Genomic DNA, 16,590 nt, shown 5'->3' with positions numbered 1-16,590 from the left:
CTGTTGTTCTGAAGCAAGTTTTTTACACATGAATTCTATTAAACCGATTTTAATAAAGAATAATAATTTGTGTCATAGGGGATATCATCTTGATACATATAATTTTTTAGAACTCCTTCTTTTTCAAAACCTAATTTTAATAGAACTTTATTGGAAGCCTCATTTTCAAGAAATACAATGGCCCCGATACGCTTTAAATGAATGGTATGGAAACCGTATGATATAACCTCAGAAACAGCTTCAGTCGCATATCCTTTTCCCCAGTATTCAGGGAAAAAGGCATAACTTAAATTAGCTCGTTTATGCTCGGAAGACCAATCATGAAATCCGATTGTTCCAATGAGTTCTTTCTTATCTTTTAATTCGATTCCCCACTTTATACCGCTCCTTGCATGGTAACTCAACTTAAAGTTATGAATGACTTGTTTCACTTGATCAACATCCTGTAATGGTTTTTGGCCATAGTAGCGCAGTACATCAGTATTAGAAAAGCATTGTAGTATACTCGGTGCATCTTCTTCGGTAAGTTCTCGTAAAATGAGTCGGTCGGTTTTCAATATAGGAAACATACTTTCACTCCATTTCTTCTGAAACTAGAATGTGTTGTTATTATATAATTTAGTCTGAAAATAAAGATTATTCAAGAGGGAAGTATGGTTTTGATATATGATAAAATTGATTGTGGAATAAATTACAAAAAGAGGTTTACATATGGAGACATACTCAATTTTAATTGTAGATGATAATAAAGATATTGTTCGATTTGTTCATGTGAATTTAATGCAAGAAGGTTTTAAAGTTTTTAGTGCTTATAACGGAGAAGAGGCTTTAGAAATAATAAATAATAACAGAATTCAACTTGCTATTTTGGATATTATGATGCCACAAATGGATGGAATAGAATTGTGTAGAAGGATTAGAGAGAAACATAGTTTACCAATTATGTTTTTAAGTGCAAAATCATCGGACGTGGATAAGGTAATAGGATTTAGTACTGGAGCAGATGATTATATTGTGAAGCCGTTCAGTACAATTGAATTTATAGCGAGGGTGAAAGCTCAATTAAGAAGATATACATATTTCAATCAAAATGCTGTCCAAGTAATAGAAAAGAAAATAAACATTAGAGGTTTAGAAATAGATGAAGTGTCGAGAACAGTAATGTTATATGGAGAAACAATCAATCTTACAAAAACTGAATATGATATTTTATTCTTAATGGCAGCTGCAAAGAATCGTGTATTTACTATTGAAGAAATATATGAGAGCGTTTGGAAAGAAAGGGCCTATGAAAGCAATAATACAGTAATGGTTCATATCGCAAGATTAAGAAATAAAATTGAAGAGGATCCAAAAGAACCGAAGTTTATTCAAAATGTTTGGGGAGTCGGATATAAAATTGAAGATTAAAACATTACAAGGCATTAGAGCTAAGTTTTTTATCGCATTCTTATGTAGTATCTTGTTAGCAACTGTAAGTATAATAGCGTTTCAAATTTTAATTGGAAATATATATAGTCATGTTACTGCGTTAGAGGAAAAGTATTCATTTTTATATTTTATAGTTTTTTTGATTTTTACTACGACATATTTTGCATGTATGACAAAAACAATGATGAAAAGATTATCTGAAATTAATAGGAATGTGGAGGAAATAAGTAATGGTAATTTTGAAATACATATACCTATTTCAAAACATGACGAGATTGGTGAATTAGCGACGAATGTTAATAGAATGGTGAAAAGTTTAAAAGAGGCTATCGAGAATGAAAAAAAATCACAGGAAATGAAAAATGAAATGATTAGTAATATTTCTCATGATTTACGAACTCCTGTAACATCTCTAATCGGTTACGTGGACCTGTTAGGAAATCAGCTTCATTCAAATAGAGAAGAATGTGAACAGTATGTAAGTATATTAAAGCGAAAGAGTTATGAATTAAAAAATCAAGTAGATGATTTATTAGAATATTGTCAAATAAATTATAGAGAGATTGAATTACATAAAAGTGTAGCAAATATGAAAGCTTTTATTGAACAAATTATGATTGATTTTGTGCCACAACTAGATGATGCTGATATGAGCTTTTGTATTAAGGGTGATAAGGAGTTACATGTGGAAATGGATGTAGCGCTTATGGTGAGGTTATTCGAAAATGTAATTAGTAATAGTATTATGTATGGGAAAGATGGAAAGGAGATTCTTATTCAAGTTTCTAAAAGAGATATGAATGTTGAAATAGAAATTAAAAACTTTGGACAATGTATTCCGAATGCGAACCTTCCTTACGTTTTTGAGAAGTTTTATCGGGGTGAAAAATCACGTAGTTCTCATACTGGCGGAAAAGGAATGGGACTTGCAATTGCGAGAAGTATAGCAGAACTTCATAAAGGAGATATCACTGTACGTAGTAACGATAAAGAAACAGTTTTCACTATCGTTTTACCACAGTATAAAGAAATGTAAGAAAGTCGTAAGTATTTCTTTTATATGCCGTAATTTTCACTTCGTATCATGTAGAACAAAGATATGAGAGTAGGGATACAACATGTGGAAGAAATATGTATTAGTAATTGTAGTTGCTTTTTTAATTATAAGTTGGAGTGTAATTTATTTAGCTGATGGTGTTATATCAGTCGTTTTTTGGTGGAGTATACAAGCGTTTAGCCTAGTATCAATTTTTATTTTAATAGCATCAGTATTACTATTTGTGTGGAAAGGTATTTTCAGAAAGCGAATAGATAGAAGGCTACTCTTCATTGTGCTTTTTTCTATAATTGGAGCTTGGCCCTTAGGATGGTTCGCTAACATAGGCGGACTTGCTTACCCAGCTGATGTACAGTCTATGAACCCTAAAATAGTCGTTCGTTTTCCTTTAAATGAACGAGCACTAGTAGGCTGGGGTGGTGATCGGTTAGAAACGAACTATCACGTTATAAAGCCGAATGAACGATGGGCATATGATATTCTCATTCCACCTGCTGAAGTAAAAAGTAATAAGTTAGAGGATTATGGAATATTCGGAGCGAAAGTAATGGCACCAGCTTCTGGGACGGTTGTATCTATTAATAATAATGACCACGATTTAGTTCCTGGATCGGATAATTTTCAGTCGATGGCGGGGAATCACATATATTTACGAGTAGATGAAACAGGGACATTTTTGATTCTTGCCCATTTAAAGGAAGGGTCAATTAAAGTGAAGGAAGGACAACATGTAAATGAAGGAGAGGTTCTTGCTCAAGTTGGTAACTCAGGAAGTTCAAGTGAGCCACATTTACATATTCATCATCAAAGGCAGGATCCATCAAAGGTAAGTATGTTTTTTGCGGAAGGATTGCCACTGTATTTTCAAACTGAAAAAGGTGCGATGATGCCAGAAAGAGGGACATACATGAGTGGTAAGTAGAAGGAAAGTAATTCAAACAAAAAGGGTATTCCAAATTGAAATTGGAATACCCTTTTTATTAATCCACAAATGTTTGATACAGTAAGAAAATATTTAAAACAATAACAAGTGCAGCAATGATCCAAGCGATAAAGGTAGTTATGCGGTGATTAACGAGTGCACCCATAATTTTTTTACTACTTGTAAACATAATAAGTGGTACTAATGCAAAAGCAATACCGAATGATAAGACGACTTGGCTCATGACTAGAGCGTAAGTTGGATTTACACCTAAAGCGATAATAACTAATGGTGGAATCATTGTAATAAATCGGCGTAAGTATAACGGAATATGCATTCGAATGAATCCTTGCATGATAATGTCACCAGACATTGTACCGACTGAAGAGCTAGATAAACCAGCTGATAAAAGTCCGATTCCAAATAAAGCAGCGGATGCAGGTCCAACTAAGTTGCTAAATTGATTAAAAGCAACATCAAGATCTTCAACATGCAAGCCGTTTTTAAAGAATAGTGCGGCAGCAACAATTAACATACTTGCATTAATTGCTCCAGCGATAACCATTGCGATAATAATATCAATAAACTCAAAGCGGAAAATCTTTTTCTTTTGTTCATCATTTGTTCCGACTACGCGGCGCTGCGTTAAGGCGGAATGTAAATATATTGCATGTGGCATAACTGTCGCGCCTAAAATACCAGCTGCTAATAAGATACTATCCACGCCTTGGAATTTTGGAATGAATAGTCCTGAAAGTAAAGGACTTAATTCCGGTTTTGCATAGAAAACTTGTACACCAAAAGCGATAACAACGATAAAAATCATTCCTGTTATAATAGCTTCTAATGGACGGAAACCTCTGCGTTGAAATTCAAGAATAATAAATGATCCAGCGGCTGTAATTAAAGCGGCTGGTAACATTGGAATCCCGAATAATAAGTACAATCCGAGTGCCGCTCCAATAAATTCAGCTAAATCAGTCGCCATAATAACGAGCTCCCCTTGAATCCATAAACCGATGGAAACAGGTTTCGGGAAGTTTTCTCGAGCAATTTCAGGAAGGTTTCTACCTGTAGCAATTCCTAATTTAGCGGATAAAGTTTGGATTAATACAGCCATTAAATTAGAAGCGAGTATTACCCAGAGTAATAAATATCCATATTGTGATCCAGCAGCAATATTTGTGGCGAAATTGCCAGGATCAATATAAGCAACTGAAGCGATGAAAGCAGGACCTAAGAATGGTAATAGTCTTTTTAAGCCTTTCGTTTGCCCGCTTAATGCTAAATGCGCTGATTGAACAGTTGTACTTTGAGAAGGGACTTGTTCATCTTTTGATATATCTTTATTCATAGTAGTTTTCCCCTTTAAAATGTTAACTTGATGAAATTATTGTATTTATTCTTACTTATTATTTCAATACATTTAAATATAATATGTGTATTTTCATTTGAACATAAATGTTTCCTTAATGCAAATTATATGACTTTGTGCAATCGATGGTGTGAAGATACGAAAATTTTTTGGAAGTTTATGGTTGATGTGTAAGGGGGAAGATAATAAATTAAAGGGCTATTTTTGAAATTTATGTGAACATAAAGCCTATAATACAGCATATTAATTGATGGAAATGGATTTGTATGATATATAATATATTGGGATTACAACATAACCACAGTGTTTTGGTATGTAATCTTGTTTTTTATTTTTGTTAACTGATAGAAAATAGTATAAAGAGAAGAAAATGGGATGCATAAAACTTTGGATACATTTTCTTATTATATATGCTTTGATATAAACGTTAACTTATACATGATTTTAAAAATTAGATAGGTGGTAGAAATACATTGGCAACTACAAAACCATACAGAGTATTACTATATTACATGTACACAACAATTGAAAATCCTGAAGAATTTGCGGCAGAGCATTTAGCATTTTGTAATTCACTTGAATTAAAAGGAAGAATCCTTGTAGCTAAAGAAGGAATTAACGGAACTTGTTCTGGTACTGTAGAGCAAACAGAGAAATACATGGAAGCAATGAACAACGATCCACGTTTTGACGGTATCGTATTTAAAATAGATGAAGAAGAAGGGCACGCATTCAAGAAAATGCACGTACGTCCTCGTCCAGAGTTAGTTACACTTCGTCTAGAAGATGACATTAACCCACACGAAATAACTGGGAAGTATTTAGAGCCAAAAGATTTTTATGAAGCAATGAAACAAGAAGATACAGTTATCATTGATGCACGAAATGATTATGAGTTTGATTTAGGACACTTCAAAGGTGCGATCAAACCAGATATCGAATCATTCCGTGAATTACCAGACTGGATTAGAGAAAACAAAGAAACACTTGAAGGTAAAAAGATTTTAACGTACTGTACAGGTGGAATTCGTTGTGAGAAGTTTTCTGGTTGGTTAGTTCGAGAAGGCTATGAAGATGTAAGTCAGCTTCATGGCGGAATTGTAACATACGGAAAAGACCCAGAAGTACAAGGTGAGCTTTGGGATGGACAATGTTACGTGTTCGATGAGCGTATCGCTGTACCAGTAAACCAAAAAGAACATGTTATTGTTGGTAAAGACCACTTTACAGGTGAACCTTGTGAGCGCTATGTAAACTGTTCAAATCCAGAATGTAACAAGAAAATTTTATGTTCTGAAGAAAACGAAGCGAAATATTTACGTGCATGTTCTCATGAATGCCGTGTAAGCCCACGTAACCGCTACGTAATACAACATGAATTAACTGAAGAACAAGTAGCTGCTGCGTTAGAACAAATCGAAGCAGGGAAGTAAGTCGAATGAGTATAGCAAAACGAGAAGAAGTTACTCCAAAGTTCATTTTGGAGTAACTTCTTCTTTTTGTCAGTTTTTGTCGGTAAGTCGATATATTCGAAAAATCGCTGATAAAAATTTCATGTACTGAAGCGCGCTACAGATGGATAATTTGAAAATAAACTTTTTTAATTCTCATCATCTTTCTCTTTCACAGCAGACAACACTGTTTGTTTGACCCATGCTTTTCTTCTTCTATGCTGTACCCCCCATTGATATAACCCTTGTGCACCTAAAATAAGTGAAATGACTATACCGCTAATTGCTATTAAAAGAGCGAAAAATTCAAGGGGCGAAGATATTTTGTTTGAATCGGTGTTTCTTAAAAGATCAATCATAGTAAACCCTAACATTTGGCCTACTACAGAGTAGAGGGTTAAAATTAATAACAAAAGGCTATCTTTTTTTGAAGCGACATTTTCTTGATATTTAAACAAACTATCAAGATTTTGTTTTGCGTTCGAGTATAAAATTTCGATGTTAAAAAGTTTTCTTAAGCGAAAGAAAATATCTTCACTCTGTGATTGGGATACTAGCTCTAAAGAAAAGTAATTCGCTGTAAATGAATTGATTGAATAAATTAATTTCTCTATTTCATTTGTATCTTGTTCAATGTTTAGTTCAGCATAAGCGTTTGCCATTTTTAATAAAACGATTTTATGAAATAGATTTAATAACAAAGCGTAATAAAATTCCCCGTACATTTGACTGGCAAGTTTAGTTATTTCGCGTTCTCCCTCATTTGTTACACATGTGAATATATGTTCTTCCATTATGAAATAGCGATTGGGTGCCCATCTCTGGTAAGCGTGTTTTTTTAAATAATCATGAATATAAGGAAGATTATTTGCACTCACATATGCCTTACCATCACTTGTTAACCCGGAAAGACTAGAAGTACGATAAACATCCACTTCATTAAGTTCCATTTCTTCTTTTATAGATAATAAAGTTTGTACATACATTCTTTGGTCTTCAAAGAATGGAAAGGTTTGAAAGTAAGAGCTTCTTAATCTCTTCTTCTCAAAGAAGTCTGTTACGCCATGAAATAAATAACAGAAAATGAACCTTTCCACTTGGGAATATCTTTTTCCATTACACTCAATATAAATCGTTTCGTTTGTATCATTTTTAGTTTCAAGTACACGGAAGCGGGCGGCAAATTCGATTGCTTCTGATAATGACATTTTTGGAGCTGTTTCTACTTCTGTCCGAATGGTTAAGAAGCCAAGCTCATAAGGACAAAGTGTTATGTCAATAGAATGAATCTTGAATGGAACAGAAATAAGATTTGTTATTAAATGTCCATTTAAATTAAGGTCTTTAGAATAGCGCTGTAATCCTTTTTGATGCGCTGAGTGAGGAAATAGAATTTTATTTGTAAATGAAAGATAGTATGCTTCCATATTTTGATGTGAAACTTGAAATTTTCCGTAGTATGTATTTTCATTTTCAAGATGATCGAGTCGAAAAGGGCGAAAATCATTTTTCTGTAAGAAAGGGAACATATTTTGTTCATATCCAGTTTTAAAAGAAAACGGGAATATAAATTGAAATATAGCTGTTGTTACATCTTTTTCCTCGATTGTTTGTATTGCCTCCATTTACATTGTTTCCTTTCCATATGTGCTATAAAAACAACATGCCCAAATTCATTTGAAAATAACCACTGTTTTATACTATGTAAAGAATGAAAATTCAGCTTATTTAGTAGGGGACATGTATAATGTTATGTATACTAAAAGGTATAAAATTATATTTTGAAAAGGGGGATGTTGTATGCGTATTTTAGTACTAGGAGCTGGTGGCGTCGGAGGCTTTTTTGGTGGCCGATTAGTTGAAAAGGGAGAAGATGTTACGTTTCTTGTTCGTAGTAAACGGAAAAAACAATTAGAGGAAAGAGGACTTGTAATCCGAAGTGTGAATGGGGATTTTTCCTTCCAACCGAAATTAATAACGAAAGAAGATAGAACTTCTCCATTTGATGTCATTTTATTTTCAACAAAAGCGTATCACTTAAACGAGGCAATTCAAGATTTGAAGCCGTTTGTAGGTGAAAATACTGTAATCATTCCATTGTTAAATGGTATCGCTCATTTATCACAATTACAAAAAGAATTCGGCGAGGAAAAAGTAATTGGGGGTTTATGCTTTATCGAGACGACGTTAAACGATCAAGGAGAAATTGTACAAACTAGCGCTGCTAACAGACTTGTATTTGGAGAAATTAAGTCTCAAGATCCAGAGAGAATAAAGCATATTTCTAAAGCATTTGCAGATACGAAATCTAGTTTTGTTTTAAGTGAAAATATTACGCAAGATATGTGGCATAAATATTTATTTATTACTGTAATGTCAGGTGTGACAACATTAATGCGTGCACCAATAGGACCAATCCGTGAAAGTGAAGGTGGACGTGATTTTATCCGAAGCTTATTTGAAGAATGTGTGCAAATTATGAGATATATTGGGGCACCAGTTAAGGATGAGATTGCCAAGGAACATATGAAAACAATTGATAAAATTTCATATGATATGAAGTCATCGATGCAGCGGGATATGGAAAAAGGTTCGTCTATAGAAGGAAAGCACTTACAAGGATATTTACTAGATGTAGCAGAACAATTTTCTATAGAAGTACCATTATTAGAAGCAGTATATCAAAATTTGAAAGTGTATGAAGAAATGACCTTTAACAGATCAGCAATAAAATTGGATGTATGAAAAAATAAAAAAGAAAGCAATATATAAGTGTATTGCTTTCTTTTTTATGACAAATTATTTATTTCTTTTCGTTCTATCTGTCAAATTTATTTCCTGTTCACGTTTACCGTATAATTGATTAATTTCATTTGCTAACGCATCTAAATAGGAATCGGAAAAAATAGGCTTCTTTTCTTTAGACATATGGGTCTCCTTTATCAATTTTTTAGTATTCATTATGTATATTTATCGGCGGATTATGCGCAATCATTTTAAATTTTTTCTTTTTCAAAATTTTTGTTTACATTTTGAAAATAAAGGAGTATTATAATCCACAGTTTCAATTTTCTAAATCGCTGAAACCGCATGGTGCGGGGGACCCGTTCTTATGGATTAATACTTAATCCAATGGGGTGAATCCTTGAAAAAGGTAGGGCTACTCATAGGCCCGAATCCGACAGCTAACCTCGTAAGCGTTATATTGAGAAGGAAGGTGGAGCTTGTGCGACAAAAAATATAATGTCTACAAGTCTATTTCGTTATGGCTTGTAGACATTTTTTGTTTTCTAAAGAAATAGTTTATCCGCTGTAACTAGCAGAAAAGTTCGTACAAAATTAATGGAGAGTGGACAGCAGTGGTTTCATCTATTAAAAGATTTTTAATTGGAAGACCGTTAAAATCAACTGAGCTTGGAGAACAAAAGCTCAATAAAACGAAGGCGTTAGCAATTTTGTCTTCTGACGCTTTATCATCGGTTGCTTACGGTCCAGAGCAAATATTAATTGCTTTAGCAGGTCTTGGAGCAATCGCTTATTGGTATTCTATTCCGATAGCTGTTGGGGTATTAGTATTATTGACAGCCCTTATTTTATCTTATCGACAAATTATTTTTGCTTATCCGCATGGCGGGGGCGCATATGTTGTATCAAAAGAAAATTTAGGGATGAATCCAGGCTTAATTGCTGGAGGATCTTTATTAGTCGATTATATTTTAACGGTTGCGGTAAGTGTGTCTGCTGGTACAGATGCGCTAACATCTGCTTTTCCTAGTTTACATGCACATAATGTAATCATTGCGATTATATTTGTTATATTTATTACTATTTTAAATTTAAGAGGGGTAACGGAATCAGCTTCCGTTTTAGCATATCCTGTTTATTTATTCGTTTTAGCACTATTTATATTAATTGGTGTAGGGATATATAATATTTTAACGGGACACGTTTCACCGACTTTACACACGCCAATTGGAACGCCGGTTGCAGGAATTAGTTTGTTTTTACTGTTACGAGCATTTGCATCGGGGAGTTCGGCTTTAACAGGTGTAGAGGCGATCTCTAACGCAATTCCAAACTTTAAGGATCCTGCACCTAACAATGCAGCGAAAACATTGCTTGCAATGGGAGCATTACTTGCAGTGTTATTTTCAGGGATTGTTTTCTTAGCTTATTATTACGGAATTACTCCAAGTAAAGAAGTAACAGTTGTTTCTCAAATTGCTGAACAAACATTTGGACGTAATTTCATGTACTATTTCATACAAGGTACAACAGCTTTAATATTAATCCTTGCTGCTAACACAGGATATTCTGCATTTCCGCTATTAGCAGTTAACCTTGCAAAAGATAAGTTTATACCGAGAATGTTTACGATTAGAGGAGACCGCCTAGGTTACTCAAACGGTATTATTATACTTGGAATTGCATCGATTATTTTAATTGTAGCTTTCCAAGGGCAAACAGAACATTTAATTCCGTTATATGCAGTAGGTGTATTTATTCCATTTACACTTTCTCAAACTGGAATGGTATTAAAATGGCTTCGTGAAAAACCTGAAGGATGGGCTTTGAGATTAACGGTTAATTTAATTGGTGCAGTTATTAGTTTTATCGTAATGAGCATGTTCTTTTTAACTAAATTTGCACAAGTTTGGTCAATCCTTATTTTCTTACCTGCCATTATCTTCTTGTTCCACCGAATTAAGAAGCATTACGATGCGGTAGGAGACCAACTAAGTTTAAAAACTTGTGAACGGATTATTCCGATTGAAGGAAATGTAATTGTCGTTCCTGTAGCTGGTATGACACATGTAGTAGAAAATTCATTGAACTATGCGAAGTCTCTTTCTGCAGATCAAGTAATCGCGGTATATGTTGCTTTTGACAGAGAAGAGGAAAAGAAATTTGAAGAGAAATGGAAGAAGTGGCAACCTGAAGTAAGGCTTGTTACATTACATTCTCATTATAGAAGTATTATTCAGCCACTAACAAAGTTTATTGATACAGTACAGTATAAAGCGAGTGAATCAAATTACCGAGTTACGGTCGTTATACCACAGTTTATTCCGAAAAAAGGTTGGCATAACATTCTTCATAATCAATCTAGTTTACTCATTCGTGCTTATTTACTCTATAAAAGAAATGTTGTTATTACGACAGTTCCATATCATTTGAAAAAGTAAGAAGTTTTTATAAGGATAGCTTTACGAAAGTGAAGCTATCCTTTTTGTGTATACGCTATGCATAATTGCATACGAGCCAGAAAGATATATTAATATAATTTTTATGTCTGTGAGTAAGTAGAGGTTTTTGTTGTGATATATGGATATTTCAATTGAAAAAGTGAAGCGGATTATATTTTGGAATAAGGACATGAAATCTTGAAAATAAAGGGAATGAAAATACTTCTTTACGATAGATAAATAGCTGTGTTTAAATGACCTTACAGTACAAAACTTATATGAAAACAAAACGGAATTTCATATTTACGTACGTTATTTAGTTTAAAATGAATAATATTTTTATGTAGTATATTCACTGTATCAATGTGGAAAATGAGATCCAATAGAAAATTTATGCAGTGTTATTCATACTAAGCGTATGTGAAAAGTTATGAAATATTTTATAACAATAAGTACTGTGGCAATAAAAATTAGGAGAGATGGTTCGTACGTGAATCGCGGTGAGAACGTTCTCTATTTTAACCATCTCAAACTATGTGCAAGAAAATAGAATAATAAAATGCGATAGTAATAGTTGCTAATACATAGGAGGAGTTAAAGTGAAAAAGACTTTAATTACAGGGTTATTGGTTACAGCAGTATCTACGAGTTGCTTCATTCCCGTAAGCGCTTACGCTAAGGGGGGGCAAACAGAAGTGAAAACAGTATATGCACAAAATGTAATTGCTCCAAATACATTATCCAATTCAATTAGAATGTTAGGATCACAGTCACCACTTATACAAGCATATGGACTAGTTATTTTACAACAGCCAGATATTAAGGTGAATGCGATGAGTAGTTTGACGAATCATCAAAAGTTTGCAAAGGAAAATGTAAGAGAGTGGATTGATGAATATAATCCGAAGCTAATTGACTTAAATCAAGAGATGATGAGATATAGTACTAGATTTAATAGTTATTATAGTAAGCTCTATGAACTAGCAGGAAATATAAATGAAGATGAACAGTCAAAAGCAGATTTTACAAGTGCATATGGAAAATTACAATTGCAAGTACAAAGCATCCAAGAGAGTATGGAGCAAGATTTATTAGAGTTAAATCGATTTAAAACGGTATTAGACAAAGATAGTAGCAACTTATCAATTAAAGCTGATGAAGCAATAAAAACACTGCAAGGATCAAGTGGAGATATTGTGAAATTAAGAGAAGATATTAAAAGAATTCAAGGGGAAATTCAAGCGGAATTAACGACTATTTTGAATAGACCTCAAGAAATTATTAAAGGTTCTATTAATATTGGTAAACAAGTATTTACAATTACAAATCAAACTGCACAAACGAAAACAATTGATTTCGTTTCTATCGGTACTTTAAGTAATGAAATTGTAAATGCTGCAGATAGCCAAACGAGAGAAGCAGCTCTTCGCATTCAGCAAAAGCAAAAAGAGCTATTACCACTTATTCAAAAGTTATCACAAACTGAAGCAGAGGCAACACAAATTACATTCGTTGAAGATCAAGTAAGTAGCTTTACAGAACTAATTGATCGCCAAATCTCAACTTTAGAAACGTTATTAACGGATTGGAAAGTTTTAAATAGTAATATGATCCAAATTCAAAAGAATGTTGAAGAGGGCACGTATACTGACAGTAGTTTACTTCAAAAACATTTCAATCAAATTAAAAAAGTAAGTGATGAAATGAATAAACAAACGAACCAATTTGAAGATTACGTTACAAACGTTGAAGTACATTAAGCAGAAAAATAAGTAACGATATAGGGAGAGAAGAAAAATGACAAAAAAACCTTATAAAGTAATGGCTCTATCAGCACTTATGGCAGTATTTGCAGCAGGAAACATCATGCCAGCCCATACATATGCAGCTGAAAGTACAGTGAAACAAGCCCCAGTTTATGCGGTAGCTAAAGCATATAATGACTATGAAGAATACTCATTAGGACCAGAAGGCTTAAAAGATGCAATGGAAAGAACAGGTTCAAACGCTTTAGTAATGGATCTGTACGCTTTAACAATTATTAAACAAGGGAATGTTAACTTTGGTAATGTATCGTCTGTTGATGCGGCTTTAAAAGGGAAAGTGATTCAGCACCAGGATACAGCTAGAGGAAATGCGAAGCAATGGTTAGATGTATTAAAGCCACAGCTTATTTCAACGAATCAAAATATCATTAACTACAATACGAAATTCCAAAACTATTATGATACTTTAGTTACTGCGGTAGATGCAAAGGATAAAGCAACTCTTACGAAAGGTTTAACTAGATTATCAAGTAGTATTAATGAAAATAAAGCGCAAGTAGATCAGTTAGTAGAAGACTTGAAGAAATTCAGAAATAAAATGACATCGGATACGCAAAACTTCAAGGGAGATGCGAATCAAATTACATCTATATTAGCTAGTCAAGATGCTGGAATTCCGCTTCTGCAAAATCAAATCACAACGTACAATGAAGCGATTAGTAAATATAATGCAATTATTATCGGTTCATCAGTTGCGACAGCTCTAGGGCCGATTGCAATTATCGGTGGTGCAGTAGTTATTGCTACAGGTGCAGGAACGCCGCTAGGAGTCGCATTAATTGCAGGTGGTGCAGCAGCTGTAGGCGGTGGTACAGCTGGTATCGTATTAGCGAAGAAAGAACTTGATAATGCACAAGCTGAAATTCAAAAAATAACAGGACAAGTTACAACTGCTCAATTAGAAGTAGCTGGGTTAACGAACATTAAAACACAAACTGAGTATTTAACAAATACAATTGATACTGCAATTACAGCATTGCAAAATATATCAAATCAATGGTATACAATGGGATCAAAATACAATTCTTTACTTCAAAATGTAGATTCAATTAGTCCAAACGACCTTGTTTTCATTAAAGAAGATTTGAATATCGCGAAAGATAGCTGGAAAAACATTAAAGACTATGCAGAAAAGATTTATGCTGAAGATATTAAAGTAGTAGATACGAAAAAAGCATAATCGGATACAAATCGTTAGAGCGTTAAGTGTTGATGAGTGATTTGAAGCTCCTGTTCAGTTGTGAGCAGGAGCTTTTTATACCCTTATAAAGAAAATAGGTGAAAAGTATGCAGAAACGATTTTATAAAAAATGTCTTTTAACGTTAATGATTGCTGGAGTAGCAACGAGTAATGTATTTCCGTTACATCCTTTTGCAGCAGAACAAAACGTAAAAACATTGCAAGAAAGTGCGGGAAATTATTCGCTAGGGCCAGCTGGATTCCGAGATGTTATGGCGCAAACGACATCGAGCATATTTGCAATGGATTCATATGCAAAATTAATTCAAAATCAGCAAGAGACTGATTTGAGTAAAATAAGTTCCATTAATAGTGAGTTTAAAGGGAATATGATTCAGCACCAAAGAGACGCAAAAATTAACGCGGCGTATTGGTTAGATCATATGAAGCCGCAAATTATGAAAACAGATCAAAATATTATTAATTACAATAATACTTTTCAAGCGTATTATAATAGTATGCTAATTGCGATTGATCAAAAAGATAGCGTAAAGTTAAAAGCGGATTTAGAAAAATTGTATGCGGATATTGTAAAGAATCAAAATGAGGTAGATGTATTATTAGGGAATTTGAAAGCCTTTCGCGGTAGAATGGCGAAAGACACAAATAGTTTTAAAGAGGATACAAATCAATTAACATCGATTTTGGCAAGTACGAATGCCGGTATTCCAGCTCTAGAGCAACAAATTAATACATATAACGATTCAATCAAAAAGAGTAATGATATGGTCATTGCTGGTGGTGTACTATGCGTAGCATTAATAACATGTCTTGCTGGCGGACCGATGATTGCGATTGCGAAAAAAGATATCGCAAATGCAGAAAGAGAAATAGCTAATTTAAAAGATAGAATTTCGGGAGCACAAGCAGAAGTCGTAATTTTGACTGATGTAAAAAATAAAACAACAAACATGACAGAAACAATTGATGCAGCGATTACAGCACTGCAAAATATATCAAATCAATGGTATACAGTAGGTGCAAAATATAATAATTTACTACAAAACGTAAAAGGAATCAGCCCTGAAGAATTTACGTTTATAAAAGAAGATTTGAATACAGCGAAAGATAGCTGGAAAGATGTAAAAGATTATACAGAAAAATTATATGAAGGCGTGGTGAAATAAACAGTGGACTAGTTCTGCTGTTTATTTTTTTTATCCTGTTTTTTGTGAGAGTTGAGCTTATAATTTGATATATAAGTTTGCCCTGTGTTTTATCAATGTGGCTTTGGGGGAATATTTAGCCAAATTGATATTAATAACCTAGATATACTTCTGATCAAGCTTTTTATATGTAATGTTTTAATGAAAAAAGCTATACTGTAAGCAAAACTAAAAATTGGAAAGGAAATACTAGAACATGGAAAACTATTTATTATTTATCCTTACAGCAATGCTAATTATAATAATGCCTGGTCCTGGTTTTGCACTAGTTACAAAAAATACTATATCGTATGGTAAAAATGGTGGAATAAAGACGGTCTTAGGAACGATGTCTGGAATGATGATTCATACAATAATGGCGACGCTAGGACTCTCTGCCATCCTAATGAAATTTTCTATGTTATTTATATTTATAAAATATGCTGGGGCTTTTTATTTAATTTACTTAGCTGTAAAGTCAATTAAAAGTGCTTTTTCTAAAAAAGAAGATTTGTCAGTTTCAGTGGAAATGAACGCTAAGGATAGTGGAACGCTTAAAAGCTTTAGACAAGGATTTACTACGGCAATTTTAAACCCAAAAACGGCTGTGTTTTTCCTTAGTTTTTTACCCCAATTTATTGTGAGTAATCAAAATCATTTCCTTCAATTTCTTTTGTTAGGAGTCACATTTACGGCTTTGACAGCAATATGGTATTTACTTTATATCTCACTCATACGTCAATTAAGAACTTTTTTAAGAAAAGAACGAGTGAACCGTACAATAGAGGGTATTACGGGCGCAGTACTATTAGTATTTGGAGTTAGATTGTTTTTCCAAAAATAAATATGTAAATGAAACGAGAAATAATGGCGGTTATTTCTCGTTTCATTTGTTCTAAAGCTACTATTTCACAATTTTATAATGGTTTTAAGGTAGGGAAGTTGATCTTTTTTTCG

The 16,590-nt window shown here is 33.4% G+C and carries 14 protein-coding genes and 1 riboswitch; of the genes, 10 read left to right on the top strand and 4 right to left on the bottom strand.

Going from position 1 to position 16,590, the window contains the following annotated elements; all coding sequences use genetic code 11:
* Positions 1-38: 38 nt before the first annotated feature.
* Positions 39-569, bottom strand: coding sequence for a GNAT family N-acetyltransferase (locus ACYVEC_RS27090; RefSeq protein ID WP_063224275.1), 531 nt, complete (start codon positions 567-569; stop codon positions 39-41).
* 142 nt (positions 570-711) lie between these two features.
* On the opposite strand from ACYVEC_RS27090, the gene ACYVEC_RS27085 reads away from it, so the two are divergent.
* From ACYVEC_RS27085 to ACYVEC_RS27075, 3 genes are all read left to right on the top strand, one after another.
* Entirely contained in the window at positions 712-1,410 is a 699-nt protein-coding gene (locus ACYVEC_RS27085; RefSeq protein ID WP_063224274.1) for a response regulator transcription factor, read from the top strand.
* Positions 1,400-2,467, top strand: coding sequence for a sensor histidine kinase (locus ACYVEC_RS27080; protein WP_063224273.1), 1,068 nt, complete (start codon positions 1,400-1,402; stop codon positions 2,465-2,467). The genes ACYVEC_RS27085 and ACYVEC_RS27080 overlap by 11 nt, the downstream gene beginning before the upstream one ends.
* A gap of 82 nt (positions 2,468-2,549) precedes the next feature.
* Positions 2,550-3,410, top strand: a complete 861-nt coding sequence (locus ACYVEC_RS27075) for a M23 family metallopeptidase (RefSeq protein ID WP_098556144.1) — start codon at positions 2,550-2,552, stop codon at positions 3,408-3,410.
* Positions 3,411-3,468: 58 nt separating this feature from the next.
* Here the strand turns inward: ACYVEC_RS27075 and ACYVEC_RS27070 are convergent, their stop codons facing one another.
* Entirely contained in the window at positions 3,469-4,764 is a 1,296-nt protein-coding gene (locus ACYVEC_RS27070; protein WP_063224271.1) for an Nramp family divalent metal transporter, read from the bottom strand.
* A 494-nt stretch (positions 4,765-5,258) separates the two neighbouring features.
* On the opposite strand from ACYVEC_RS27070, the gene trhO reads away from it, so the two are divergent.
* Complete coding sequence (gene trhO, locus ACYVEC_RS27065; RefSeq protein WP_063224270.1) at positions 5,259-6,218, top strand: oxygen-dependent tRNA uridine(34) hydroxylase TrhO; 960 nt, start codon at positions 5,259-5,261, stop codon at positions 6,216-6,218.
* A 167-nt stretch (positions 6,219-6,385) separates the two neighbouring features.
* Here the strand turns inward: trhO and ACYVEC_RS27060 are convergent, their stop codons facing one another.
* The gene (locus tag ACYVEC_RS27060; RefSeq protein WP_460509236.1) at positions 6,386-7,861 is read right to left on the bottom strand and encodes a hypothetical protein; all 1,476 of its coding nucleotides are present in this window, start codon (positions 7,859-7,861) and stop codon (positions 6,386-6,388) included.
* A gap of 175 nt (positions 7,862-8,036) precedes the next feature.
* Between ACYVEC_RS27060 and panE the strand changes: the two genes are divergently transcribed.
* Positions 8,037-8,981, top strand: a complete 945-nt coding sequence (panE, locus tag ACYVEC_RS27055) for a 2-dehydropantoate 2-reductase (protein ID WP_063224268.1) — start codon at positions 8,037-8,039, stop codon at positions 8,979-8,981.
* Positions 8,982-9,035: 54 nt separating this feature from the next.
* Here the strand turns inward: panE and ACYVEC_RS27050 are convergent, their stop codons facing one another.
* The gene (locus tag ACYVEC_RS27050; protein ID WP_000031869.1) at positions 9,036-9,164 is read right to left on the bottom strand and encodes a hypothetical protein; all 129 of its coding nucleotides are present in this window, start codon (positions 9,162-9,164) and stop codon (positions 9,036-9,038) included.
* A gap of 140 nt (positions 9,165-9,304) precedes the next feature.
* A riboswitch (cyclic di-AMP (ydaO/yuaA leader) is annotated at positions 9,305-9,451 on the top strand.
* Between the two features lie 144 nt (positions 9,452-9,595).
* Between ACYVEC_RS27050 and ACYVEC_RS27045 the strand changes: the two genes are divergently transcribed.
* The 5 genes from ACYVEC_RS27045 to ACYVEC_RS27025 all read left to right on the top strand — a co-directional run bounded on the left by ACYVEC_RS27045 (position 9,596) and on the right by ACYVEC_RS27025 (position 16,477).
* Positions 9,596-11,422 carry an APC family permease gene (locus ACYVEC_RS27045; RefSeq protein ID WP_063224267.1) on the top strand — a complete coding sequence of 609 codons (1,827 nt, stop codon included), beginning with the start codon at positions 9,596-9,598 and terminating at the stop codon, positions 11,420-11,422.
* Positions 11,423-12,021: 599 nt separating this feature from the next.
* Complete coding sequence (gene nheA, locus ACYVEC_RS27040) at positions 12,022-13,182, top strand: non-hemolytic enterotoxin NHE subunit A (protein ID WP_460509231.1); 1,161 nt, start codon at positions 12,022-12,024, stop codon at positions 13,180-13,182.
* Positions 13,183-13,219: 37 nt separating this feature from the next.
* A complete protein-coding gene (gene nheB / locus ACYVEC_RS27035) occupies positions 13,220-14,428 on the top strand; it encodes a non-hemolytic enterotoxin NHE subunit B (RefSeq protein WP_063224265.1) in 1,209 nt (402 codons plus the stop codon).
* A gap of 107 nt (positions 14,429-14,535) precedes the next feature.
* Positions 14,536-15,615 carry a non-hemolytic enterotoxin NHE subunit C gene (nheC, locus tag ACYVEC_RS27030; protein WP_063224264.1) on the top strand — a complete coding sequence of 360 codons (1,080 nt, stop codon included), beginning with the start codon at positions 14,536-14,538 and terminating at the stop codon, positions 15,613-15,615.
* Positions 15,616-15,850: 235 nt separating this feature from the next.
* Complete coding sequence (locus ACYVEC_RS27025) at positions 15,851-16,477, top strand: LysE family translocator (protein WP_063224263.1); 627 nt, start codon at positions 15,851-15,853, stop codon at positions 16,475-16,477.
* Positions 16,478-16,590 lie beyond the last annotated feature (113 nt).

The sequence above is a fragment of the Bacillus sp. MN7755 genome (assembly GCF_054771475.1).
The sequence above is the reverse complement of the archived record's forward strand: the minus strand, read 5'-3'. Positions and strand labels throughout refer to the sequence as shown.